Here is a 23,427-nt window from a genome sequence, read left to right as displayed (position 1 = left end):
TCACTCCACCGACTGCCCCACCCCCTCCAGCGCGTCGGTGAAGCGTTTCCTCCACCACAGGACGTCCTCGGCCTCGATATTGTCCATGCAGGCGCGCCAGCGGGCCTTGCGTTCGTCCAGCGGCATTTCCAGCGCCCGCGCGATCGCGTCGGCGATGTCCTCGGGGCTGTAGGGGTTGATCAGCAGCGCCTGGGTAAGCTGCTCGGCGGCGCCCGCGAATTGCGAGAGGATCAGTATGCCGGGGTCTTCCGGATCCTGTGCCGCGACATATTCCTTGGCGACGAGGTTCATGCCGTCGCGCAGGGGAGTGACGAGGCCGACCTTGGCGGCGCGATAGATGCCGGCCAGCCGGTCGCGCGGATAGCCGCGGTTGACATAGCGGATCGGTACCCATTCGACATCGGCATAGGCGCCGTTGATCCGGCCCGACAGCGCATCCAGCGACGCGCGTATCTCCTGATAGCTCTGCACGTCCCCGCGCGAAGGCGGCGCGATCTGGAGCAGGAACACCTCCCCATGCAGGTCCTCGCGCTGCTGGAGCAGGCGCTCATAGCCGAGGAAGCGTTCCTCCAGGCCCTTGGAATAATCGAGCCGGTCCACGCCGATGATCATCTCCCGCCCGCTGCTCGACTGACGCATCCGGTAATAGGCGTAGCGCGCGGCGGTCGACTGGGTCGCCTCCAGGAAATTGGCGGTGTCGATGCCGATCGGGCAGTGGATCGCCATCATCGAGCGGTCCCCGACCGTGATCCGCCCGTCCTCCGCGACGCTGCCGCCCATTTCCTGCCGGACATAGTCGCGGAAGCTGTCGAGCGAATCCCGCGTCTGGAAACCCACCACGTCATAGGCGAACAGCGTCTCGACCAGCTGACGATGATTGGGCAGTGACAGCAGCAGCCGGTATGGCGGCCAGGGGATGTGCAGGAAGAAGCCGATCCGGTTGGTGATGCCCCGGTCGCGCAGATACTGGCCGAGCGGGACCATGTGATAGTCGTGGACCCAGACGAGATCGTCGCTCTCGATCAGCGGTTCCAGCGTTTCGGCGAAGCGCTGGTTGACCCGTTCATAGCCCTCCGCGAAGCCGCTTTCGAACTCGGCCAGGTCCATCCGGTAATGGAACAGCGGCCACAGCGTCCGGTTGGCATAGCCGTTATAATATTCGTCGACGTCCTGCTCCTCCAGGTCGATCGTCGCGGTGGTGACGCCGAAGGCGCGCTGGAGATTGATATGGCCGGTGAACTGATCGGTGGTCTCGCCCGACCAGCCGAACCAGATGCCGCTCGATTCCCTGAGCGCCGCCGACAGCGCCACCGCGAGGCCGCCCTGGTTGCCGCCGCCGCCCTCTCCGGTCGGCGGCTGGACCCGGTTGGATATGATGATCAGGCGGCTCATCGCACCGCACTCCACGGCTTGCTGAGCAGCGACGCGCAGTTGATCAGGCCGACCAGCGAATAGGTCTGCGGATAATTGCCCCACAGCTCGCCCGTCGCCGGATCGATATCCTCCGACAACAGACCGGCCGGGGTCCGGCGTGACAGCATCTCTTCGAACAGCTCCCTTGCATCATCGGCGCGGCCGGTCAGCCACAATGCCTCGATCAGCCAGAAGGTGCAGACATTGAAGGCGGTATGGGGCAGGCCGAAATCGTCCTCGGTCGCGTAGCGCAACATGTGCGATCCGCGCCGCAAGCCGTCCTCGACAGCGCGCAGCGTTCCCTGGAAACGCTCGTCGCCCGGCTTGACGAAGCGCAGGTCGAGCAGCTGGATCAGGCTGGCGTCGAGATCGTCGCCGCCGAAGGTGGCAGAGATGCGCCGGGTCTCCTCGCGCCAGGCCGCGCTCTCGATCCGGTCGCGGATGCGCTCTGCCCGGTCGCGCCAGAACGCCGCGCGCTCGGCCAGCCCCAGCGCCTCCCCCGCGTTGGCGAGCCGGTCGCACGCCGCCCAGCACATCGCCGCCGAATAGGTATGGACATGGCTCTTGGTGCGCAGTTCCCACAGCCCGGCATCGGGCTTGTCATGGACCGCCCAGGCACGCTCACCGACCTTCTCCAGCGCGCGGAAATCCTCCTCGCCGGCCATGCGGTAGAGCCGCTGGTCGAAGAAAGCCTGGGCATTGGAGAGGACGATCTGGCCATAGGCATCGTGCTGGATCTGCTCATAGGCCTGATTGCCGACGCGGACCGGGCCCATCCCCCGATAGCCGTTGAGCGCGAGGGCGAACTCCTCGACCAATGTCGCCTCGCCGCCGACGCCATAGAGCGGCTGGATATGGCCGCCCTTGGCGTTGTCGACGATGTTGCGCAGATATTCGAGATAGCTTTCCAGCACGTCGAGCGCGCCGAGCCGGTTCAGCGCCTGCACCGTGTAATAGGCGTCGCGGATCCAGCAGTAGCGATAGTCCCAGTTGCGCTGCGAACCGGCATGTTCGGGGATCGAGGTGGTGAGTGCGGCGACGATCGCGCCGGTTTCCTCATGCTGGCAGAGCTTCAGGGTGATGGCGGAACGGATCACCGCCTCCTGCCATTCGACCGGCGTTGCCAGCGCCCGCACCCATCGGCGCCATTCGTGCGCGCTGTGCTCCAGCATCGTATCGAGCGTGTCGCCGATATCGCCGACGAAGCTTTCGTCGGGCCCCAGGAAGAAATGGAGCGGCCGCTCGACCCGGAACAGCCGCTCGCTCTCGATCCAGCCGATCGGCGCGGAGGTGCTGAGCCGCAGGGTCATGTCGTCGAGCACGTAGCGGACATGGTTGGACCCCCGCGTCCGCTCGGGATCGCCGGCGCCCCATGCCTTGGCGGGGCGCAGCCGTACCCGGATGCGCGGACTGCCCTCCACCGGCCGGACGATGCGGGCGAAGGCGACCGGGCGGTACATGCGCCCATGCCGGAAGTGGCGGGGACAGAAATCGACCACCTCGATCGCATTGCCGGCGGCGTCGCGATGACGGGTGACCAGGATCGGGGTGTTGCGCAGATAGGCCTGGCTGGTCTCGACACAATCCTCCAGGTCGATTTCCCAGAAGCCGCGCGCGCCCTCTGCCGAAGGCGGGTTGTCGTCGAGCAGAGAGCAGAAGACCGGATCGCCGTCGACCCGCGGCACGCAGGCCCAGACCATCCGCCCGGCGCGATCGATCAGCGCCGAGACCTGGCAGTTTCCGATCGGCCAGAGATCGAGTGTCGCGGTCATCGCGCCGCTTCCCACAGCCAGTGGCGTACCGACCCGACATCGGTGAGCCCGTAGAGCGCCGCGCTTTCGCGCGGCGCACCGACCAGCACGCCGAAGCCGCCCATCTCGCCCGCCACCTTGAGCGCCGGCTCGTCGGTCAGATCGTCGCCGATCACGACGGGAAGGCTGGCCGCCATCGGCGGTTCGCCCATCAGCACCGCCACCGCCTGCCCCTTGTCCCAGCCGGGCCCGCGCAGCTCGACCATCATCTTGCCCAGCTGGACCTCCAGCCCGTGGCGTTCGGCGATCGCATAGGCCCGGCGCTTCACCGGCTCCTCCAGGATGGGTGCGCGCCGATAATGCATCGCCACGCCGTGGCTCTTTTCCTCGACGATCATCTCCGGATGGCCGGCGCCATAGGCGCGCACATCGGCAATCGCGCCATCGAGACCTTCCGGGCGGGGCGGCTCGACCAGCCGGTCGCCGCGACGGACCTCCGCGCCATGGCTCCCCGCCAGCGCGATCCGGCTGACGACGGGACCGATCATCGCATCGAGCTGAGCCAGCGAACGGCCGCTGACCAGCGCGAGACGGCCACCATAGCGTGTGTGCAGGGCATCGAGCAGCTCCACCAGTTCGCTGTCTGCACGGACCAGTTCGGGATGATCGACCAGCGGAACCAGGGTGCCGTCGAAATCCACGAACAGGCTATGGCTGGCGCAGTCGATCGGCGGCGGCGGCGGAAGCACCGGTTGGTGGGGCCGGGACAGCATTTCATTCCTTCGCTGCAATAACTGGCATTCAATCAAGCGACTTTGGGCAGGGTGAGCCCGGTCCGGGATGAACCGAAGGGAGGACGCCCGGAAATCGATAGGGTTCCGCTGCGCTGCGAAATGAGATCGCCCCCAGAACGAAAACACCCCCGGGCCGGGGAGCCCGAGGGTGTATGAAGGGGCCGGTTTTCCGTCCCCGGTATGTGGAGAGGCCGACCCTCTCCAGGTCGATCGCTCAGTTCGCGGCGACGACCAGGCGGCCATTCGCGGCATAGTCGGTGCCGACCCTGGCGAGCGCGAGGTCGATCTGGGGCTGCGCCTTGGCTACAGCCTTCCGCGCGCATTTGCGCGCCGCCGAATATTCGCTCAGCGAAAGCTGGCCGGGAACACCGCAGACCAGATTGGCGGCATGCTTGATGCGGGCGTGGAGCTGGGCCTTGCCGGCGCCGTCAGCCAGATTCAGATCGGCGTAGCGGACTTCGGTCGAGGTGGTCACTTCCTGCGCATAGGCGGGGAAAGCGATGGTGCCCACGGTCGCGGCGGCGGCGGCAAGGGCGATGAGGAAGGTCGAACGGGTCATCTGAAATCTCCTGTTGTGCGCCCGTGGAGAGGCGTTGAAGCCTTGCTAGGCGAAGCGCGGACACCCCGCATCGCGACTTCGACCGACCGCCGCCGCGGCTCCACCAAGGGCCGTTACGGGCGACGAACATGCGGCCGGCGTCGACGAACGACAGCGCGTCTGGCGGCGGATCGAATAGGAAGTAACCTGCTGTGGAATCACGCTTTATCCAGCGCGATTCACGAGGAAGCGCCATTCATGGATGGCGGCGGGAATGGCGGGCAACCGCTGGCATGGGCCCGCCCCAAACGGAAAGCACCCCCGGGCAAGGGAACCCGAGGGTGCGTCCCACGCGGAGGAAATTGCCAGTCCTGGCCGCATGTATCGCTGGAGATGAAGGGGTGGCCTCCCGGGGCGGGTGGCTTGGGGGGAGCCCCGGGAGGCGGGCTGGGAAGGGGTTCCCGGCCGGGCTGGAACTGACAGCTTGGTTAGAGCCGCCGGGTCCCATTCGCTTGGCTTGGCTGGTCTGGGGGCGGGGATGGAAGCCCCGGCCGATATCGATCAGTGGGCCGCGACGGTGACCCGGCCGCTTTCGGCAAGCTGGGTGCTGGCCTTGGCAAGCGCCAGTTCGACCTGCGGCATGGCCTTGGCCGCCGCGATCTTCGAGCAGTTCTTTGCCGAGGCGGCCGAACGCAGCGAGAGCTGGCTCGAGACGCCGCAGACCTTGTCGGCGGCGCGGGTCACGCGCGCCTTCAGCGCGGCGGCGCCATCGGCATTGGTCAGGTTGAGATCACCGTAGCGGACCTCGGTGCTGCTGGTAGCGTCCTGGGCGTGGGCCGGAACGGACATGGCGGTCGCGGCGGCAAGGGCGAGGATGAAGGTCGAGCGGATCATGGTGGCGTCTCCTGTTGTGCCGGGCGGGAGTGGCGTTCCATGCCCGGTGAAATCCCTGTTCGGCGGCGGCCCGGCGTGGCTCCGTGCTGCCGTTGGAAACCATCTAGGACAGCTGCCGTTGACCCGCATTGGGGCTTCGACCGACCGCGCCCGCCCCTCCACCAAGGGCGATTTCGGGCGACGAACGCCCATGAGGAGTCGACGAACGACACGAAGATGCGCGAGCAAGGTGGAAAAGCTTCGAATCGGTCGCGTGGGATGTCCAAGCGAAGAGCGTGATTGAAACAAAATTGTCACATTATTAGGAGGCCCCAGACCGGGGATTCGAATCATTCGCCAGATTGCCGTCCTGCCCTATCGAACGAATGAAGCGGGCCAGACCGAGGTCCTGCTGATAACCTCGCGCGACACCCGCCGCTGGGTGCTGCCCAAGGGCAACCGGATCAAGGGCCTCAAGAGCCATGAGGCGGCAAGCCATGAGGCCTATGAGGAAGCCGGCCTGGTCGGCATCGCCTGCCCCTATGCGATCGGCACCTATCAATATCGCAAGCAGCGCCGCAACGGCACCGAGCGGCCGACGACAGTCGACATCTTTCCCTTCTCGGTCACCGCACAGCTCGACGAATGGCCGGAAAAGGAGGAACGCGAGCTACGCTGGTTCGCCCCTTCCGACGCCGCCGTCTCGGTGGACGAGCCCGAACTGCGCGACATCCTCGCCAATTTCGTACCCCCCGTCTGGAATCCCGGACTGGCCGAGCGCTTCGTCAACGCGACACGCCGCCACACAGCAGAAAGGTTCACCATCGTGCGCTGGTTCCAGGCATTGCTGCCCAAGCAGGGCAGCTTCTTCGAACAGTTCGAGGCGCATGCCGCGCTCAACGTCGCTGCGGCCGACGCGCTCGGCAAGCTGCTCCAGGGCGGGCCGGACATGCCCATCCACTGCCAGGAGATCTTCGACCGCGAGAATGACGCGGACGACATCATCCGCGACGTGCTGGTGGATGTGCGCAAGACGCTGATCACGCCGTTCGACCGGACCGCGATCACCAGCCTGATCGGATCGATGGACGACGCGATCGACCAGATGAACCAGACCGCCAAGGCGATCATGCTGTACGAGCTCAAGGAGTTCGAGCCGCAGATGCGCGACATGGCCGGGATCATCGTCGAAGCCGCGCGGATCACCGCCGACGCGATGCCGCTGCTGCGCGATGTCGGCCGCAACGCGACCCGCCTCCATTCGCTGACCGAGCGGATCGTCAAGCTCGAAGGCCATGCCGACGAGATCCATGACGCCGGCCTGAAGGCGCTGTTCAAGGCGAAGAGCGAGAAGGCGGCGATCGCCTTCGTCATCGGCCGCGAGATCTACAGCCACCTCGAGAAGATCACCGACCGGTTCGAGGATGTCGCCAACGAGATCCAGGGCCTGGTGCTCGATCACGCCTGACGATGGAACCCGCCCTCCTCTCCTTTCCGCTGCTGGTCGGCCTGATCGGCATCGCGCTGGCCTTCGACTTCCTCAACGGCCTGCACGACGCCGCCAACTCGATCGCGACCGTGGTGTCGACCCGGGTGCTCAAGCCGCACCAGGCGGTGGCGATGGCCGCGTTCTTCAACTTCATCGCCTTCCTGTTCTTCGGCCTGCATGTCGCCGAGACGGTCGGCAAGGGCATCGTCAACCCCGAGGTGGTCGACGCGCAGGTGATCTTCGGCGCGCTGATGGGCGCGATCAGCTGGAACGTGATTACCTGGCTGCTCGGCATCCCCTCCTCGTCCAGCCATGCGCTGATCGGCGGGCTGATCGGCGCCGGTGTCGCCAAGGCGGGGACCGGCGCGATCGTGCTGTCGGGCGTGCTCAAGACGAGCTTCGCGATCGTGCTGTCGCCGACGATCGGCCTGGTGCTGGCGCTGCTGCTGGTGCTGATCACGAGCTGGGTGTTCGTCCGCTCCACGCCCACCGCGGCCGACCGGCGCTATCGCCGGATGCAGCTTGTCTCGGCCTCGCTCTATTCGCTCGGCCATGGCGGCAACGACGCCCAGAAGACGATGGGGATCATCGCCGTGCTGCTCTATTCGCAGGGGCTGCTCGGCGGGGCGTTCCACGTGCCCTTCTGGGTGGTGATCACCTGCCAGGCGGCGATGGGCCTGGGTACGCTGATGGGCGGCTGGAAGATCGTCCACACCATGGGATCGAAGATCACCCGGCTCAGCCCCGCGCAGGGCTTCTGCGCGGAAACGGGCGGCGCCATCACCCTATTCGGCGCGACCTGGCTGGGCATTCCGGTGTCGACCACCCACACCATCACCGGCGCGATCGTGGGCGTCGGATCGTCGCGTCGGCTGTCGGCGGTGCGCTGGAACGTGGCGGGCAGCATCGTCATCGCCTGGGTCATCACGCTGCCGGCGGCAGCGGCGATCGGCGCGGGCTTCTACCTGCTGGTGGGGCTGTTCTAGAGATTATCTGTCGCCCCGGCCGAGACGGGGGCGACGTCATCTCCTCGGTGCCAGCCCGCTCGTCAGTATATCGACCATCTGGCGGGCTATCTCATCGGCGCCCAATTCGCCGCCGGGAACGTGCCAGCGCGCCGGCCAGTTGAGCGCGCCGGCCAGGGTGAAGGCAAGGATCTTGGGATCGCTGGACGCGATCGAGCCATCGGCCTGGCCCTGCTCGATGAAGTCCCGCATCGCCGCGTCGATCGCGCGCTTGGCTTCGCGAAAACCGCGCGCGCCTTCGGGCGAAAGCGGCTCCGCACCGGTACGGATCACGCAGCGGCCAAAATCCTCCATGTTGGCCAGCGCGTAAAGGTGCAGGAAATGGCGCAGCCGGGTGAGTCCGTCGCCGTTCAGCGCCCTCGCTTGCTCGATCGCCGACCAATAGCCCTCCAGGCCGACGGCGATGCATTCGAGCAGCACCTGCTCCTTGTTGCCCAGATAATGGTAGATGGTCGGCTTGGAGATGCTCAGGCTCGCCGCCACATCCTCCAGCAGCGTGGCGTGGAAGCCGCGTTCGTTGAACATCCGCACCGCCGCCGCGAGAAGCGCCCTGCGCTTGGCCGAGCGCTCCTCCGCCCTCTGCTCGCGCGTCCGGAAGGGCGACGCGGCACCATCGTCTGCAGGCCTGATATCCATCGCCGACCATTGACACAAAACCCATCAGCATTCAATATACCCGTGAGTAGATCATTATCGAGGCTCTCGTGATTCTCTCCGAAACACAATCGGCAATCCGCGATGCTGTGCGCGCCTTCGCGCAGGACCGGATCCGCCCGCGCAGCCAGGCCTTCGAGGCGGCGGCCGGCTATCCCGACGGCCTGTTCGAGGAACTGGCCGGCCTCGGCCTGCTCGGCATGGTCGCGCCCGAAGCGGTGGGTGGGGCGGGGGCCGACTATGTCTCCTACGCGCTATCGCTGATCGAGATCGCGGCAGCGGACGGCGCGCTCTCGACGATCATCTCGATCCAGAACAGCCTGATCGTCGGTGGCCTGCTCAAGGAAGGCAGCGAGGCGCAGAAGGTGCGCTTCCTGCCCGATCTGGTCGGCGGCCGGATGATCGGCGCCTTCGCGCTGACCGAGGCCGATGCCGGCTCCGACGCGGCGGCGATCCGCACCCGCGCCGTGAAGGTCGACGGCGGCTGGAAGCTGAACGGGGCCAAGCAGTTCATCACGTCGGGCAGGATCGGCGGGCTGGCGATGGTGTTCGCGGTCACCGATCCCGCCGCCGGCAAGAAAGGTATCTCGGGCTTCCTGGTGCCCACCGACACGCCCGGCTATCTCGTCGACAAGGTCGAACACAAGCTGGGCCAGGCCGCGTCCGACACCTGCGCGATCCGCTTCGAGGACATGTTCGTCCCCGATGATCTTCTCTACGGGGCCGAGGGGCGCGGGCTGAACATCGCGCTCGCCAATCTCGAGCAGGGCCGGATCGGCATCGCCGCGCAATGCGTTGGCATGGCGCAGGCCGCGCTGGAGATCGCCGTGGCCTATGCGAAGGATCGCCGCAGCATGGGCAAGCCGATCGTCGAGCATCAGGCGGTGGGCTTCCGCCTCGCCGATCTCGCCACCCGGCTGGAGGCCGCCCGCCAGCTCGTCCTCCACGCCGCCAGCATCAAGGATGCCGGGCTGCCATGCCTGACCGAAGCCTCGATGGCCAAGCTGTTCGCCTCGGAGGCCGCCGAGGCGATCGTCTCCGGCGCGATCCAGACCTTGGGCGGCTATGGCTATCTGGAGGAGTTCGGGCTCGCCAAGATCTACCGCGATGTCCGCGTCTGCCAGATCTACGAGGGTACCTCCGACATCCAGCGGATGGTGATAGCCCGCGCCCTGTAATCCCGACCCAGCTGTAATCCCAACCCGAGGACCTTCCCATGAGCACCGATCCCGTCGTCATCGCCTCCTATGCCCGCACCCCGATGGGCGGCTTCCAGGGCGTGCTGTCGGGCGCATCCGCGACCGAGCTGGGCGCAGCCGCGGTGAAGGCCGCGATCGAGCGCGCCGGAGTCGACGGCGACAAGGTGGAGCAGATCTTTATGGGCTGCGTGCTTCCCGGCGGCCTCGGCCAGGCGCCGGCGCGCCAGGCGGCGCTGGGCGCCGGCCTGCCCAAGTCGGTTGAGGCGACCACCGTCAACAAGATGTGCGGTTCGGGCATGCAGGCGGCGATCATGGCGCATGACGCGCTCGCCGCCGGCAGCGCCGACATCATCGTCGCGGGCGGCATGGAGAGCATGACCAACGCCCCCTATCTGCTGACCAAGCATCGCGGCGGCGCGCGCATCGGCCATGATGCGATCAAGGATTCGATGTATCTCGACGGGCTCGAGGACGCCTATACGCCGGGCAAGCTGATGGGCGCCTTCGCCGAGGATTCGGCGCGCGACTATCAGTTCACCCGCCAGGAGCAGGACGATTACGCGATCCGCTCGCTCGCCCGCGCCAATGCCGCGATCAGCAGCGGCGCCTTCGACCGCGAGATCGTGCCGGTGACGCTGCAGACCCGGGGCGGCGAGGTGGTGGTCGACACCGACGAGCAGCCCGGCAAGGCCCGCCCCGACAAGATCCCGACATTGAAGCCAGCCTTTGCCAAGGACGGCACGATCACCGCCGCCAACGCCTCTTCGATCTCCGACGGCGCGGCCGCGCTGGTGATGACCCGCGAGAGCGTGGCGAAGGAACTGGGCCTGCCGATCGTCGCGAAGGTGGTCGGCCATGCCGCCCATGCGCATGAGCCGGGCCTGTTCACCACCGCGCCGGTGCCGGCGATCCAGAAGGCGCTGGCCAAGGCCGGCTGGTCGGTCGACGACGTCGACCTGTTCGAGGTCAACGAGGCGTTCGCGGTGGTCGCGATGATCGCCGCCAAGGACCTGCAGATCCCGGCCGAGAAGCTCAACGTCAACGGCGGTGCCTGCGCGCTGGGCCATCCGATCGGCGCGAGCGGTGCCCGCGTCCTGGCCACCTTGCTAGGCGCGCTGCAAAATCGCGGACTTAAGAAGGGCGTGGCGAGCCTGTGCATCGGCGGCGGCGAGGCCACCGCCATGGCTGTCGAGCTGGTCTGACCTGATCGGCGACGAATGAGGGGAATGGGAATATGAGACTGGACGGGATTGCCGCGATCGTTACCGGCGGCGCATCCGGCCTGGGCCACGAAACGGCCCGGATGCTGGCGAGCAACGGGGCGAAGGTCACCATCTTCGATCTCAACGCCGAGGTGGGCGCCGCAGCGGCCGCCGAACTGGGCGGCCATTTCGCGTCGGTCAACGTCGCCGACGAGGCCAGCGTCGCCGCCGGCATTGCCGAGGCCGAAGCGAAGCATGGTGTAGCCCGCGTGCTGGTCAACTGCGCTGGCATCGCTCCGCCCGCCCGCATCGTCGCCAAGGACGGCACCCCGCATTCGCTGGACCAGTATCGCAAGGTGATCGAGATCAACCTGATCGGCACCTTCAACACGCTGTCGCAATTCGCGGCGCGCGCGATCACCGTCGATCCGATCGGCGAGGAGCGCGGGGTGATCATCAACACCGCTTCGGTGGCCGCGTTCGACGGCCAGATCGGCCAGGCCGCCTATGCCTCGTCCAAGGCGGGCGTGGCGGGGCTGACGCTGTGCGCGGCCCGCGACCTTGCCCAGCACAAGATCCGGGTGATGACGATCGCGCCGGGCATCTTCCTGACCCCGATGATGAAGGGCCTGCCCCAGGCGGCACAGGATTCGCTCGGCCAGCAGGTGCCCCATCCCAGCCGGCTCGGCGATCCCAGCGAATATGCGCTGCTGGCCGAGAGCATCCTGAAGAATCCGATGCTCAACGGCGAGACGATCCGCCTCGACGGCGCGATCCGGATGGCGCCGCGATGAGCGTCCTCCTGTTCGAGCGCGACGGCGATGTCGCCCGCCTCACCCTCAACCGCCCCGACGCGGCAAATGCGCTGGACCTTACGCTCTGCGAGGCGCTGTTCGAAGCGGCGACCGAGTGCGACGGCGACGCATCGATCCGCTGCGTGGTGCTGACCGGTACCGGCCGGATGTTCTGCGCAGGCGGCGACATCGGGGCAATGTCGGCCGCGGGCGACAAGGTCGGCCCGATTGTGGGGGAACTCGCCAGCAAGCTACACCTTGCCATGTCGCGCCTCGCGCGGATGAACAAGCCACTGGTCACGCTGGTCAACGGCCCCGCCGCAGGCGCGGGCTACGGCCTGGCCCTGTCAGGTGACGTCGTGCTCGCGGCCCGTTCGGCGGTATTCAGCGCTGCCTATGGCGCGCTGGGCGTATCGCCCGACGGCGGGCTGACCTGGCTGCTGCCGCGCCTCGTCGGCCTGCGCCGCGCGCAAGAAATAATCATCTCCAACCGACGGCTCTCCGCCGAGGAAGCCGAGACCATGGGTCTGATCACCCGCGCCATCGACGACGAGGCGCTGATATCCGAGGGCATGGCGGTGGCCGGAAAGCTGGCGGCCGGCGCCACCAGTGCGATCGGCCGGACCCGCGATCTGCTGCTGGCCAGTTTCGGCAACAGCTGGGAAACCCATCTGGAACTGGAAGCGCGCGGCATCGCCACGTCCATCAGCAGCGTCGAAGGCAAGGAAGGCGTCGCCGCCTTCCTCGGCAAACGCAAACCCGATTTCAGAGGTGCTCAATGACGATTTCCACCCGCTTCACCGAACTGGTCGGCATCGAACATCCGATCGTCCAGGGCGGCATGATGTGGGTGGGCCGCGCCGAACTCGCGGCGGCGGTGTCCAATGCCGGCGGGCTGGGCATATTGACCGCGCTGACCCAGCCGACCCCGGACGACCTGCGCCGCGAGATCGACCGCTGCCGGACGATGACCGATAAGCCCTTCGGCGTGAACCTGACGATCCTGCCCTCGGTCAGCCCGCCGCCCTATGCCGAATATCGCAGGGCTATCATCGATAGCGGCGTGAAGATCGTCGAAACCGCCGGCTACAAGCCGCAGGAGCATGTCGACGATTTCAAGGCGCATGGCATCAAGGTGGTCCACAAATGCACCGCCGTTCGCCACGCCCTGTCGGCCGAACGGATGGGGGTCGACGCGATCTCGATCGATGGCTTCGAATGCGCGGGCCATCCTGGCGAGGACGACATCCCCGGGCTGATCCTGATCCCGGCGGCGGCCGACAAGGTGAAAATCCCGATGATCGCCAGCGGCGGCTTCGGCGACGGGCGCGGCCTGGCGGCGGCGCTGGCGCTGGGCGCGGAAGGGATCAACATGGGCACCCGCTTCTGCGCGACGCGCGAAGCGCCGATCCACGACAACGTCAAGCGCTTCATTGTCGAGAATGACGAGCGCGCGACCAACCTGATCTTCCGAGAGTTCAGGAACACCGGCCGGGTTGCGAAGAACAGCGTTTCGGACAAGGTGATCGAGCTGTCGGCGGCGCCCGGCGCCGTGTTCGAGGATATCCGCCCCTATGTCGCCGGCATGAAGGGCCGCGAGGCGCTGGAGAGCGGCGAGGTCGACGCCGGCCTCGTGTGGGCCGGGCAGGTCCAGGGCCTGATCCACGACATACCGAGCTGCGCCGAACTGATCGGCCGCATCGTCGCCGACGCCGAAGCGATCATCGCCGGACGCCTCGCCGGCTTCCTGAGCCCGGATGCCGCTTCGCGCGCGGCCTGACCGCGCCCGGCCCTAAGCCGACCCGACGACATGCGGTGTGATTGCCCGGCGCAAGCACGCGACCCACTGCGCCTGCACGAAGATATCGGTTTCCGCGAAAAGCATCAGAGTTCTGAATTGTGCGGCCCAAACCGCGCAAAACCGCCGTCTCGCATTGCCGCCCGGCCCCACCCGCCTCAATATCCCGGCTGTCGATAACGGTTCTGGAACCGGCGCCGGCCGGCCAGACGGCGCGGCGTCGCTTCCCAACAGGCAAGGCAGCACAGGCAGAGATGAACAGCGTCACCCCCACTCCATGGCCGAAGGATCGGGTCATCCCCGCCAATAGCTGGCAGCCACCGGCCGGCGTCCGCCTGATCTCCAGCGACGACCATGTCCTGGAGGTGCCACACCTGTGGGAAGACCGGCTGAAAGGTGCCGACAAGGATCGCGCGCCGAAATTCTGGAAGGATGAAACCGGCTTCCACATGACGGTCGGCGGCGATTCCTATGACGTGCCTGGCCTGCCTTTCGATTTCCACGAAGGCCGCGAAGGCTTCTGGGACGTCTCCGAACGGCTGGCCGACATGGACGCCGAAGGGGTCGAGGCATCGGTGGTCTATCATGGCCGCGCCGCCGGGCTGATCCGCATGGCGGACAAGGACTTCTTCATCCGCTGCATCGACGTGTTCAACGAATGGATGGCGGAGTGGAAGGAAGCCGCGCCGACCCGTCTGTTTCCGGTCGCCTATCTGCCGACTTTCTTCAAGCCGGAGATGACCGCCGACTATCTGCACAAGCTGAAGGAACTGGGCTTCAAGGCGATCGAGATCCCGCTCAATCCCCGCGGCATGCGCTACAACAGTTCCGAGATGGACCCGATGTGGCGGGCGATCGAGGAGAGCGGATTTCCGCTCTCGGTCCATATCGGCGCCTATCTCCAATTCTCGGGACGCGGCTCGCTCGGCGCGAACCTCAACGCGAACCTGATGCCCTTCACCGGCATGTTCGGACAGTTCGTCTTCTCGGGCATCTTCGATCGCTTCCCCGGCCTCAAGCTGGTGTTCACAGAGGGTGGCGCCGGCTGGGTTCCGGCGACGCTGGAAAATGCCGACAAGATCGCCCGCGACTATGCCAGCGAGTTGCGCCCGCGCATCGCGCATGCGCCGAGCTGGTACTGGCACAACAACTGCTACGCGACCTTCATGCAGGACGATGTGGCGCTGGAGAATATCGACCGGATCGGCGCGGACCGCATCCTCTGGTCGGTAGACTATCCACACCCCGAAAGCATCCTGGGCAACAGCGAAGCGATCGTCCAGGGCATCTTCGACAAGGTCGGCGACGCCAAGGCCCGCCAGATCGTCGGCGACACAGCGGCTAAGCTCTGGGGGATTTAGGTTCCAACAACACGCCTCTGCAGTTTACCTCGTCGCCGTGAACTTGGTTCAGGGTCCACTTTGTCACCAGCTCCGGTACTCCCGTGGAAGAGTGGATGCTGAAACAAGTTCAGCATGACGCTTTTGGGGGAATACCTGCCTCCCAGCGCATCGCGCCCTCGGCCTTGCGCTTCGCCAGCGCCTCCCGCTCGATCGCGATCGCCTCGCCCAGCGTCGCCGCGCTGCCGCGATCGAGTACGTCGCGAGCAAGCCGCACCAGTTCCCGATCATGGCCCGCGATCGCCGTCGCCAGTTCGATCGCGCGCGGCAGCAGCCGATCGGCGGGCAGCACTTCGTTGACCAGCCCGACCCGGAGCGCGGTCGCCGCGTCGATTGGCTGGCAGGCCAGCATCATCTGCTTGGCGAAGCGCAGGCCGACCGCATGCGGCAGCCGCGATCCCATGCCGCTGCCCGACAGCGCCCCGATCTTCGCATGGGTATCGGCGAAGCGCGCGCCCTCCCCCGCCAGGATGAAGTCGCAGGCCAGCGCCAATTCGAGCCCTCCGGTATAGGCGGCGCCGTTCACCGCGGCGATGATCGGCTTGCCCAGCGACGGCAGCGAATGGATCAGCTCGGTGACACGATGGCGCGGCGCGTCCGGTGCCGAGAAGGCCTTGAGATCCATCCCCGCGCAGAAGGCGGGGGGTTGGCCGGTCAGGATCGCGGCGCGCCAGCGATCCTCGTCGCGAAAGCGGGCCAGCGCCGCCAACAGCGCATCGCACAGATCGAGGTCGATCGCGTTGCGCTGGGCGGGGCGGTTGAGGGTCAGCAGCAGCACCCCCTCGCCCGCTTCCTCGATCAGCAGCGGCGCGTCCATCGCGCCTGCCCTATTTCAGCATGTCGCGCAGGGCGAACTTGATCACCTTGCCGGTGGCGTTCATCGGCAGCGCGTCGACGAAAGTGACCCCGCGCGGTACCTTGTAGTTAGCGAGGTTCGCCTTGCTCCAGCCGATCACCTCCTCAGCGGTGATGGTCGATCCGGCCGAGCGGACGATGAAGGCATGGCCGACCTCACCCAGCCGCTGGTCGGGCACGCCGACGATCGCCGACTGGAAGATACCGGGCAGGCCGCTCATCTGCTTCTCGATCTCGGCCGGATAGACGTTGAATCCGCCGACGATGTACATGTCCTTCAGCCGGTCGGTGAGCTTAAGATAGCCTTCCGCGTCGAGCGTGCCGATGTCGCCCGAGCGCAGCCAGCCTCCGGCATCGAGGGTGGCGCGGGTCGCCTCCGGATTGTCGAGATATTCGATCAGCAGCTTGTCGTCGCGGATCAGCACCTCGCCGGGCTCGCCCACGGGCACCTCGCGCCCGTCGGGGCCGACCAGCTTGATCTCGGTCCCCTCGATCGCCGCGCCGACCGTATAGGCGACGCGCTCGACCGGATCGCCGGGGCGGGTATGCGTCGCCGATCCCGCGCATTCGGTCATGCCGTAGCCGGTTGTGATCTCGGCGATGGTCGTCTCGGCTTGGAGCCGCTTCATCAACTCGATCGGGACGACCGTCGCACCGGTCGAGAGGAAGCGGTAGCTGGAGATGTCCCAGTCGCGCCAATTGGGATGGGCCAGCACCTCCTGGAACACGGTCGGCGGCGCCGACATCACCGAGATGCGGTTGCTAGCGATCAGATCGAGGATCGTCACCGCGTCATAGGCCTCGGGCCAATAGACGGTGCTGCCGGTCATCAGTCCGGCGACCCAACCCGCCTTGTAGGAGGCGTTGTGCGAGAAGGGGCCGAAAACGCAATAGCGATCGTCGGCGGTCTGGCGCGAGATATTGGCCCAGGCGCGGCCGCCGCCCAGCGAGCGGCGATGATCGAAGATCGCCCCCTTCGGCGCGCCGGTGGTGCCGGAGGTGAACATGATGTCGGCACGCGTGTCGGGCGTCACCCCCGCCTCGCGCTCGGCCAGGGCGGCGTCGCTGGTCGTGGCTCCACGGGCGATGAAATCCTCCCAGCCTTCCTCGCCCGCGCCGAGCTTGTCGGGCGTGCCGCGCAGCACGATCGTCCGGCGCAGCCCCGGCGTCGCCTCGCCGCGCAGCATCTCGGGATAATGGCGGCCCAGGAAATCGCCGATCACGAACAGGCGCGAGACGCCACCGCGCCGGATGATGTCGGCGACCTCGCCGCCCTTCAGCCGGGTGTTGAGCGGCACCATCACGCCGCCGGCCCGCTGGATGCCGACCGTGGCGGCCACCCATTCCCACATGTTCGGCGCCCAGATCGCGGCGCGGTCGCCCGGCATCGCACCGTCGGCGATCATCGCCTTGGCGACCTCGTCGGCGCGCCGGTCGAGATCGGCATAGCTGATCGCGCCATCGGTTGCAGAGGCCAGCGCTGCCCGATCCTTGTAGCGGGCGGCGGCATCGCGCAGCAGGGCGGGTATCGTGTTGCTCACGCTCTAACCTCGTTCAGAACCGTCATATCGCCCGCCGGGCGGGCGGGCGAGCCATTGTCCAGCCGTCGCACGAAATCGCCGCGCGCCGACCAGATCAGCCAGGATGCGAAGGGGCAGACCGCGACCAGCACGATCGCCACGCTGGCCCCCACTCTGTTGGGATCGGCGAAGCCATAATCGGTGATCGCGCCGACCAGCATCGGCCCGAAGGCGAAGCCGAACAGGTTCGACGCCAGCACGCACAGCGCCCCGAAGCGGCCCCGCATCGCGGGGGGCGCAATCATCTGTACCGCCGCCAGGGTCGGCCCGAAGATCGCCCCCATCGTCAGCATCATCAGCGCAACCCCCGCGAACAGGATGCGGCTGTCGTCGGCCAGGAAACTGGCAGCGATCAGCGGCGGCATGACCAGGCTGCCGCAGGCGAGGACGCGCAGCGCGACGTCGCGCACTCCGCGCCGGAACCAGTGATCGATCGCGATGCCAAGCGCAATCCCGCCGACCACTCCGCCCAGCCCTACGGTGATCGACATCATCGTGCCGACCTCGCCCGCGCTCATGCCCAGCACGCGGCGGGCATAGGTCGGCGTCCAGGACATCGCCGCCTGGGTCATCATCGCGACCAGCGCCGAACCGAGGATGACGCCGAGCATCAGCCGCGCATTGGCGCCGATATAGCCGAAAAAACTGCCCCAGCTCGCCTCATGCCGGGTGGGTGGCGGCATGCCTGCCCGCTTCGGCTCGCGCAGGGTGAAGGCAAGAAAGGCCACCAGGACGCCGGGGGCGCCGGTGACGACCAGCACCTGCCGCCAGGGCGCCATCCCCTCCAGCAGACCACCGAGCGGGGTGGCGGTGAAACGGTCGAGCAGCAGGCCGCCCAGCGCGTAGGACAGCGAGATGCCGATCACCCCCGCGGCGGTGAAGCAGGACATCGGCGTCGCCAGCTTGCCGCGCGGGAAGATGCCCGACAGCAGCGACTGCGCCGCCGGGGATATCGCCCCCTCGCCGAAACCGACGAACAGCCGCGCGACGAACAGCTGGACATAGTTGCGCGCGAAGCCTGTGCTCGCCGCCGCCACCGACCACAGCACGATCCCGGCGAACATGATCTTCTGCCGCGAATGGCGATCGACCAGCGCGCCGATGATCAGCCCCATCGCGCCATAGAACAGCGCGAAGGCCATGCCCTGCACCATGCTGATCTGGAAATCGTTGAGACCCAGATCCGCGCGCATCTCGGGGATCAGTACCGACACCACCTGCCGGTCGATCATCGAGACGATCTGGAAGATCATCGTCACCGCCACCGCCCACCATGCGGCAGGGGAGCCGTAGTTATCGGGCCAATCCTCATGCGCCGGCGAGGATGCGGGCGCGGCACTCATGACCGGAGGTGGGAAGGGAGTTCGGGCATGAACACCGCCTTGACCTCGGTGAAGGCATGCAGCCCCTCGACCCCGCCCTCGCGGCCGATCCCGGACTGCTTGAACCCGCCATAAGGCATGGTGAAGTCGATCACCCGGCCATTATGCCCGAAATTGCCGGTGCGGATGCGCCGTGCCATCGCATAGGCACGATCGGGGTCCTGGGTGAACACCCCGCCAGACAGACCGTAATTGCTGTCATTGGCGATGGCGACCGCCTGCTCCTCGCTGTCATAGGCGATGACGGTGCCGACCGGGCCGAAAATCTCCTCGCGCGCGATCACCATGTCGTTGCTGGCGTCGGCGAACAAGGTCGGTTCGACGAACCAGCCCCTGGCGAGGTGCGTCGGCCGTCCGCCGCCGGTGACGAGGCGGGCGCCCTCGGCCTTGCCCTTCTCGATATAGCCGAACACCCGGCCATGCTGGCTGCGGGTGACGAGCGGACCCATCTGGGTTGCCTGGTCGAAGGGATCGCCGACCGTCACCGCGCGCATCGCCGCCGCGACCGCCTCGGTCACTTCGGCCTTGCGCGCGGCAGAGACGAGAATGCGGCTGAAGGCGGCACATTGCTGGCCGCACAGGCCGACCAGATTCGGCATGATCCCGGCGACGACCGCGCCGATATCGGCATCGTCGAGGATGATCGCGGCGGACTTGCCGCCCAGCTCAGTGGTGACGCGCGCCATCCGGCCGCCGCACACCGACGCGATGTGCAGGCCGGCGGCGGTCGAACCGGTGAAGCTGACCTTGTCGACATCGGCATTGCGGATCAGATGATCAGAGACTTCGCGATCGGCGGTGACGACCGAGAACACCCCTTCGGGCACCCCGGCGGCAGCGATGCATTCGGCGAGGATCAGCGCCTCGAGGGGGGTTTCGGGCGAAGGCTTGGCGATCACGACGCAACCCGCCGCCAGCGCCGGCGCAACCTTCAGTAGCAATGTCGCAAGCGGCGCGTTCCATGGCACGACCGCCACTACGACGCCCGCCGGCTCGCGCACGACGATGCAGTGGCCACCCAGCATAGGCTTGCGGACCTCCTCGAAGCCCTGCTCGGCAAGGTCGGCAAAATAGGTGAAATAGGCCGCCATATAAGGCGCGGTCATAGACGACTGGGCATAGGGCATGCCGACTTGGAGCGACCAGGCGCGGGCGAAATCGTCGGCGCGCTTCGTCATCTCCTCGGCAATCCGGCGCAGCACCTTGGCCCGCTCGGAGCCCGTGGTACGCGGCCAGGGGCCATGATCGAAAGCCTGGCGCGCGATCGCGACGACCCGATCCATATCCGCCTTCGTCGCCTTGCCGACCCGGCCGACCACCTCCTCGGTCGAGGGCGAGACGATCTCGATCCCGCCGCCGTCCGACGAGGCCGCCCAGTCGCCGCCGATGAACAGCTTCTCCGGGTTCGACAGGTTCACCAGCGTGTCGGTCATCAGCTATCCTTCCTTGCAGGCGCGGCATAGGCACGACTCGCGGCAGCGATCTCGGCCTTGTCATAGGGTCGGTTGTCGGTGCGGATCTCGACGCGGTCGATCCGTCCATCGAAGGCGAAGGGGCCGGCGTAGCGCGGGCTGGCGCGCACCGCGTCGTTGCGGCCGATCTGGAGGCCCTGCATCGGTATGCCGAGCAGAAGCCGGCCACTGTCCAGCGCCGCCACCTCGCGCCCGTCGATCAGGATCGACAGCCGCCCGGCGCGCGGCCGCGCCGACAGCCGCTGGACGAAGCGCACCCGCCGCACATCGGCCGGCCAGGGCGCGTCGAGCGCGATCAGATGCGGATCACAGCGCAGCTCGAACCAGACCCGCCCGTCGCGGACGAAGGCGACGGCGCCCAGGAACTGGTTGCCATGGGCGAACAGCACGCCCTGGCGGCCGGCATCGCCCAGTGCCATGTCGATCTCGAAGTCGCGGCCGAGCAGCTTGGGTGAGGATTCCTCTGGGATCAGGTCGATTGGCGGGATGATCGACCAATGGTCCTTGCCGCCGCCGCGGAACAGCTCCGCAAAGGACCGCTCCAACAGCGATCGGTCGTCGATCGGGAAGACCTGATGCTTGCGCGCCTCGACGGTCCAGGCGCGGTCGAGCCGCTTGACGATATCGGGCCGTTCGGCGGCGAGGTCGCGGGTCTCGTTGGGATCGGCATCGCCATCATATAATTCCCACGCGTCACCGGGCAGGCCGAAGCGCCCCTTCGACACGATCCGCCAGGACCCGAGCCGCATCGCGCGGAGCCCGCCCATCTCGAAATATTGCCGGTCGCGGGGATCGGGGGCGGCGCGGTCGGCAAAGCTTGCCCGCGCTGACCGGCCCTCGATCGGCTTCGCGCCCGGCCGAGCGGACCGCGCCGGCAGTGCGGCGGCGTCGAGCAGCGTCGGCAGCAGGTCGATCGCGTGGAGGAACTGGCCGCGCGTCTCGCCGCGCGCCGCGACCTTGCCGGGCCAGCTCAGGATCAGCGGATCGGCGACCCCGCCGAGATGGGTATCATGCTTGTAGAGCCGGAACGGCGTGTTCGACACGGACGCCCAGCCGAGCGAATACATCGGATAGCTGTCCGGCCCGCCGATCGCGTCCAGACGCTCGGCCACCTCGGCGGGCTTGTAGCCACCATTGACCATCGCCAGCAGGTTGGGGGTACCGCCGCGCCCGTCGGGTGAGCCGCCGTTGTCGGACATCAGCGCGACGATGGTGTTGTCGCGATCGCCAGAGGCGTCGAGCGCGTCGAGGATGCGCCCCACGCCTTCGTCGATCCGCGCGATCATCGCCGCATAGACCTCCATATAGCGCGCCTGCACCCGGCGCTCGGCCGGATCGAGCGACTCCCAGCGCGGCACGCCGGGGTTGGCGGGCGGCAGGCCGGTGTCGGCCGGAACCAGTCCCATCGCCTTCTGCCGCTCCAGCCGCGCGGCGCGCAGCACGTCCCAACCGGCATCATAGGCACCCTTGAACCGGGCGATATCCTCGCGAGGGGCCTGGAGCGGCGAATGGGCGCCGGGATGCGCCAGGGTCAGCAGGAAGGGCCTGTCCCCGCGCTGGGCGCGATGATCGCGCAGGAAGGCCAGCGTCTTCTCGGTGAAGTCGTCGGTAGCGTAATAGCCCTCGACCGGCGGGGTAACGCGCTCATTTCCGGCATAGAGCTGGGCGGGCGCGAAATAGTCGGTCGAATGACCCTGGAACCAGTAGCTGCGCGCATAGCCACGCTGGCTGGGCCAGTTGCGGGTCGGCCCGGCGGCGTTGGCGGTGTCGGCCAGGTTCACATGCCATTTGCCAACATGATAGGCGCAATAGCCGGCATCGCTGAAATGTTCGGCCATCGTCGTGGCCTCGGCGGCCAGATCGCCGCGATAGCCGGGATAACCCGAATCGGCGAAGGTCAGCCAGCCGATCCCGGCGCTGTGCGGGTTGAGGCCCGTCATCACGCTGGCGCGGGTCGCCGAACAGACCCCTGTGGTGCGAAAATTGGTGTAGCGCAGGCCCGAAGCCGCCAGCCGGTCGATGTGCGGCGTCGGTATCTCGCTGCCATAGCAGCCGAGATCGGCGAAACCGACATCGTCGAGGATGATCAGCAGGATATTGGGGCTGCCCGGCGCCGGGACGGGGTCATGCCGGATATCGGGAGTCGAAGCGCTCATCACGGGCGCGATACGACCCTTGAAAGCATCGCCTTCGGCCCGCGCCTCGGCGGATGCCGGCGACAGCCCCACCCCGACCGCCGCCGACGAGGCTATGCCGGCGACGATCGCTTCGCGTCGCGAGAGGGGCTCGGGTTTGCGGCTCATCGCGCCCTCAGTCCAGCGATCCGCCTTCGACGACGACCGGCAGCGACAATATGTTCGCGATGCCGCCGTCGACCGGCAGCATATGGCCAGTGACGTAGCGCGAGGCTTCGGAAGCGAGGAACTGGACCGGGCCGACAATCTCGGCCGGATCGCCAAAGCGGCCGATCGCGATCGTGTCGCGGAAGATCTTGGCGCGCTGCGGGTGGCCGGCGGTGGGCGCGGACATGTCGGTATGGAAGATGCCCGGAGCGATCACGTTGCAGGTGACGCCGTGCGGCGCCAGATCGGCGGCGACTGCGCGGGTCAGGCCCAGCACCGCATGCTTGCTGGCGACATAGGCCGACAGGTTGGGCCGCCCCCTGTCGGCGACATAGGAGGCGAAGTTTATGATCCGCCCCCATTGCTGGGCGACCATATGCTTCGAAAGCTCGCGGCAGAGCAGGTAGATCGCCGAGACATTGACGTCGAAGGTCCGTTCCCAATGGTCGAGTTTCGAACCGTGCAGCGGTCCCCATTCGGCGATGCCGCCATTGTTGACGAGGATATCGATCGGCGCGCCTTCCGCGACCAGCCGGCCGGCGGCGGCCTCGACCGAGGCCGGACTGGCGAGGTCGAATGCGATCACCCGCGCCTCGCGCCCCCGCGCCCGAACCTCGTCGGCGACCTCGCCGAGCTTTTGCTCGTCGCGCGCGGCCAGGATCAGCGAAGCGCCGGCATCGGCCAGCCCCAGCGCGATGGCGCGGCCCAGCCCACGCGACGCGCCCGTGACCATCGCGGTCCGCCCCTCCAGCGAAAAAAGCGCCGTCATCTTATCCTCTTCTTCTGCAATGCGACCGACATAGCCCTCGACCGGGCCGGTTACCGATCCCCCTTGCGCATCCATCATATTGGCGATGTCCGCAGCC

The 23,427-nt window shown here is 67.2% G+C and carries 20 protein-coding genes; 8 read left to right on the top strand and 12 right to left on the bottom strand.

Annotated features, from left to right (window positions below):
- From CMV14_RS06000 to CMV14_RS26680, 5 genes are all read right to left on the bottom strand, one after another.
- Window positions 1-1,392 carry an alpha,alpha-trehalose-phosphate synthase (UDP-forming) gene (locus CMV14_RS06000; RefSeq protein WP_176489130.1) on the bottom strand — a complete coding sequence of 464 codons (1,392 nt, stop codon included), beginning with the start codon at window positions 1,390-1,392 and terminating at the stop codon, window positions 1-3.
- Window positions 1,389-3,185: a glycoside hydrolase family 15 protein gene (locus CMV14_RS05995; RefSeq protein ID WP_066968865.1), complete on the bottom strand. Its 1,797-nt coding sequence runs from the start codon at window positions 3,183-3,185 to the stop codon at window positions 1,389-1,391. The genes CMV14_RS06000 and CMV14_RS05995 overlap by 4 nt, the downstream gene beginning before the upstream one ends.
- Entirely contained in the window at window positions 3,182-3,937 is a 756-nt protein-coding gene (gene otsB, locus CMV14_RS05990; protein ID WP_066968802.1) for a trehalose-phosphatase, read from the bottom strand. The genes CMV14_RS05995 and otsB overlap by 4 nt, the downstream gene beginning before the upstream one ends.
- Before the next feature lie 235 nt (window positions 3,938-4,172).
- The gene (locus CMV14_RS05985; protein WP_066968804.1) at window positions 4,173-4,517 is read right to left on the bottom strand and encodes a UrcA family protein; all 345 of its coding nucleotides are present in this window, start codon (window positions 4,515-4,517) and stop codon (window positions 4,173-4,175) included.
- A 540-nt stretch (window positions 4,518-5,057) separates the two neighbouring features.
- Window positions 5,058-5,390, bottom strand: a complete 333-nt coding sequence (locus CMV14_RS26680; RefSeq protein WP_066968806.1) for a UrcA family protein — start codon at window positions 5,388-5,390, stop codon at window positions 5,058-5,060.
- 331 nt (window positions 5,391-5,721) lie between these two features.
- On the opposite strand from CMV14_RS26680, the gene CMV14_RS05975 reads away from it, so the two are divergent.
- Complete coding sequence (locus CMV14_RS05975; protein WP_066968808.1) at window positions 5,722-6,837, top strand: DUF47 family protein; 1,116 nt, start codon at window positions 5,722-5,724, stop codon at window positions 6,835-6,837.
- Window positions 6,838-6,839: 2 nt separating this feature from the next.
- Entirely contained in the window at window positions 6,840-7,844 is a 1,005-nt protein-coding gene (locus CMV14_RS05970) for an inorganic phosphate transporter (RefSeq protein WP_066968810.1), read from the top strand.
- Between the two features lie 36 nt (window positions 7,845-7,880).
- Here CMV14_RS05970 and CMV14_RS05965 read toward each other — a convergent pair whose 3' ends face one another.
- Entirely contained in the window at window positions 7,881-8,519 is a 639-nt protein-coding gene (locus tag CMV14_RS05965) for a TetR/AcrR family transcriptional regulator (RefSeq protein WP_066968812.1), read from the bottom strand.
- A gap of 71 nt (window positions 8,520-8,590) precedes the next feature.
- Between CMV14_RS05965 and CMV14_RS05960 the strand changes: the two genes are divergently transcribed.
- The 6 genes from CMV14_RS05960 to CMV14_RS05935 all read left to right on the top strand — a co-directional run bounded on the left by CMV14_RS05960 (window position 8,591) and on the right by CMV14_RS05935 (window position 14,891).
- Entirely contained in the window at window positions 8,591-9,715 is a 1,125-nt protein-coding gene (locus CMV14_RS05960; protein WP_066968867.1) for an acyl-CoA dehydrogenase family protein, read from the top strand.
- A gap of 38 nt (window positions 9,716-9,753) precedes the next feature.
- Complete coding sequence (locus CMV14_RS05955; protein ID WP_066968813.1) at window positions 9,754-10,938, top strand: acetyl-CoA C-acyltransferase; 1,185 nt, start codon at window positions 9,754-9,756, stop codon at window positions 10,936-10,938.
- Between the two features lie 32 nt (window positions 10,939-10,970).
- Window positions 10,971-11,732, top strand: coding sequence for an SDR family NAD(P)-dependent oxidoreductase (locus CMV14_RS05950; protein ID WP_066968815.1), 762 nt, complete (start codon window positions 10,971-10,973; stop codon window positions 11,730-11,732).
- A complete protein-coding gene (locus CMV14_RS05945; protein WP_066968818.1) occupies window positions 11,729-12,514 on the top strand; it encodes an enoyl-CoA hydratase/isomerase family protein in 786 nt (261 codons plus the stop codon). The genes CMV14_RS05950 and CMV14_RS05945 overlap by 4 nt, the downstream gene beginning before the upstream one ends.
- Window positions 12,511-13,512 (top strand): NAD(P)H-dependent flavin oxidoreductase, encoded by a 1,002-nt coding sequence (locus CMV14_RS05940; protein ID WP_066968821.1) that lies wholly within the window; start codon window positions 12,511-12,513, stop codon window positions 13,510-13,512. Before CMV14_RS05945 ends, CMV14_RS05940 begins: the two co-directional genes overlap by 4 nt.
- A gap of 272 nt (window positions 13,513-13,784) precedes the next feature.
- Window positions 13,785-14,891 (top strand): amidohydrolase family protein, encoded by a 1,107-nt coding sequence (locus CMV14_RS05935; RefSeq protein WP_066968823.1) that lies wholly within the window; start codon window positions 13,785-13,787, stop codon window positions 14,889-14,891.
- 109 nt (window positions 14,892-15,000) lie between these two features.
- On the opposite strand, the gene CMV14_RS05930 is transcribed toward CMV14_RS05935, so the two are convergent.
- From CMV14_RS05930 to CMV14_RS05905, 6 genes are all read right to left on the bottom strand, one after another.
- Window positions 15,001-15,747, bottom strand: a complete 747-nt coding sequence (locus CMV14_RS05930; protein WP_066968826.1) for an enoyl-CoA hydratase-related protein — start codon at window positions 15,745-15,747, stop codon at window positions 15,001-15,003.
- Window positions 15,748-15,757: 10 nt separating this feature from the next.
- Window positions 15,758-17,326 carry an AMP-binding protein gene (locus CMV14_RS05925; protein ID WP_066968828.1) on the bottom strand — a complete coding sequence of 523 codons (1,569 nt, stop codon included), beginning with the start codon at window positions 17,324-17,326 and terminating at the stop codon, window positions 15,758-15,760.
- Window positions 17,323-18,618, bottom strand: a complete 1,296-nt coding sequence (locus tag CMV14_RS05920; RefSeq protein WP_238147282.1) for an MFS transporter — start codon at window positions 18,616-18,618, stop codon at window positions 17,323-17,325. Before CMV14_RS05920 ends, CMV14_RS05925 begins: the two co-directional genes overlap by 4 nt.
- Window positions 18,619-18,704: 86 nt before the next feature.
- Entirely contained in the window at window positions 18,705-20,180 is a 1,476-nt protein-coding gene (locus tag CMV14_RS05915) for an aldehyde dehydrogenase (protein WP_066968831.1), read from the bottom strand.
- The gene (locus CMV14_RS05910; RefSeq protein WP_066968834.1) at window positions 20,180-22,522 is read right to left on the bottom strand and encodes an arylsulfatase; all 2,343 of its coding nucleotides are present in this window, start codon (window positions 22,520-22,522) and stop codon (window positions 20,180-20,182) included. The genes CMV14_RS05915 and CMV14_RS05910 overlap by 1 nt, the downstream gene beginning before the upstream one ends.
- Before the next feature lie 7 nt (window positions 22,523-22,529).
- Window positions 22,530-23,330 (bottom strand): SDR family NAD(P)-dependent oxidoreductase, encoded by an 801-nt coding sequence (locus CMV14_RS05905; RefSeq protein ID WP_066968869.1) that lies wholly within the window; start codon window positions 23,328-23,330, stop codon window positions 22,530-22,532.
- Window positions 23,331-23,427: the final 97 nt, after the last annotated feature.

The sequence above is a fragment of the Rhizorhabdus dicambivorans genome (assembly GCF_002355275.1).
Taxonomy (GTDB): domain Bacteria; phylum Pseudomonadota; class Alphaproteobacteria; order Sphingomonadales; family Sphingomonadaceae; genus Rhizorhabdus; species Rhizorhabdus dicambivorans.
Note: the sequence above shows the minus strand (reverse complement) of the source record. Positions and strands in the feature narration are given on the sequence as shown.

Excerpts from the sequence above, each read along its gene's own strand:
- CMV14_RS05995 (WP_066968865.1), bottom strand. The coding sequence starts at position 3,185 with ATGACCGCGACACTCGATCTCTGGCCGATCGGAAACTGCCAGGTCTCG.
- CMV14_RS05930 (WP_066968826.1), bottom strand. The coding sequence starts at position 15,747 with ATGGACGCGCCGCTGCTGATCGAGGAAGCGGGCGAGGGGGTGCTGCTG.
- CMV14_RS05945 (WP_066968818.1), top strand. The coding sequence starts at position 11,729 with ATGAGCGTCCTCCTGTTCGAGCGCGACGGCGATGTCGCCCGCCTCACC.
- CMV14_RS06000 (WP_176489130.1), bottom strand. The coding sequence starts at position 1,392 with ATGAGCCGCCTGATCATCATATCCAACCGGGTCCAGCCGCCGACCGGA.
- CMV14_RS05950 (WP_066968815.1), top strand. The coding sequence starts at position 10,971 with ATGAGACTGGACGGGATTGCCGCGATCGTTACCGGCGGCGCATCCGGC.
- CMV14_RS26680 (WP_066968806.1), bottom strand. The coding sequence starts at position 5,390 with ATGATCCGCTCGACCTTCATCCTCGCCCTTGCCGCCGCGACCGCCATG.
- CMV14_RS05915 (WP_066968831.1), bottom strand. The coding sequence starts at position 20,180 with ATGACCGACACGCTGGTGAACCTGTCGAACCCGGAGAAGCTGTTCATC.
- otsB (WP_066968802.1), bottom strand. The coding sequence starts at position 3,937 with ATGCTGTCCCGGCCCCACCAACCGGTGCTTCCGCCGCCGCCGCCGATC.
- CMV14_RS05970 (WP_066968810.1), top strand. The coding sequence starts at position 6,840 with ATGGAACCCGCCCTCCTCTCCTTTCCGCTGCTGGTCGGCCTGATCGGC.
- CMV14_RS05955 (WP_066968813.1), top strand. The coding sequence starts at position 9,754 with ATGAGCACCGATCCCGTCGTCATCGCCTCCTATGCCCGCACCCCGATG.
- CMV14_RS05985 (WP_066968804.1), bottom strand. The coding sequence starts at position 4,517 with ATGACCCGTTCGACCTTCCTCATCGCCCTTGCCGCCGCCGCCGCGACC.
- CMV14_RS05920 (WP_238147282.1), bottom strand. The coding sequence starts at position 18,618 with ATGATCTTCCAGATCGTCTCGATGATCGACCGGCAGGTGGTGTCGGTA.
- CMV14_RS05940 (WP_066968821.1), top strand. The coding sequence starts at position 12,511 with ATGACGATTTCCACCCGCTTCACCGAACTGGTCGGCATCGAACATCCG.
- CMV14_RS05910 (WP_066968834.1), bottom strand. The coding sequence starts at position 22,522 with ATGAGCCGCAAACCCGAGCCCCTCTCGCGACGCGAAGCGATCGTCGCC.
- CMV14_RS05905 (WP_066968869.1), bottom strand. The coding sequence starts at position 23,330 with ATGACGGCGCTTTTTTCGCTGGAGGGGCGGACCGCGATGGTCACGGGC.
- CMV14_RS05935 (WP_066968823.1), top strand. The coding sequence starts at position 13,785 with ATGAACAGCGTCACCCCCACTCCATGGCCGAAGGATCGGGTCATCCCC.
- CMV14_RS05965 (WP_066968812.1), bottom strand. The coding sequence starts at position 8,519 with ATGGATATCAGGCCTGCAGACGATGGTGCCGCGTCGCCCTTCCGGACG.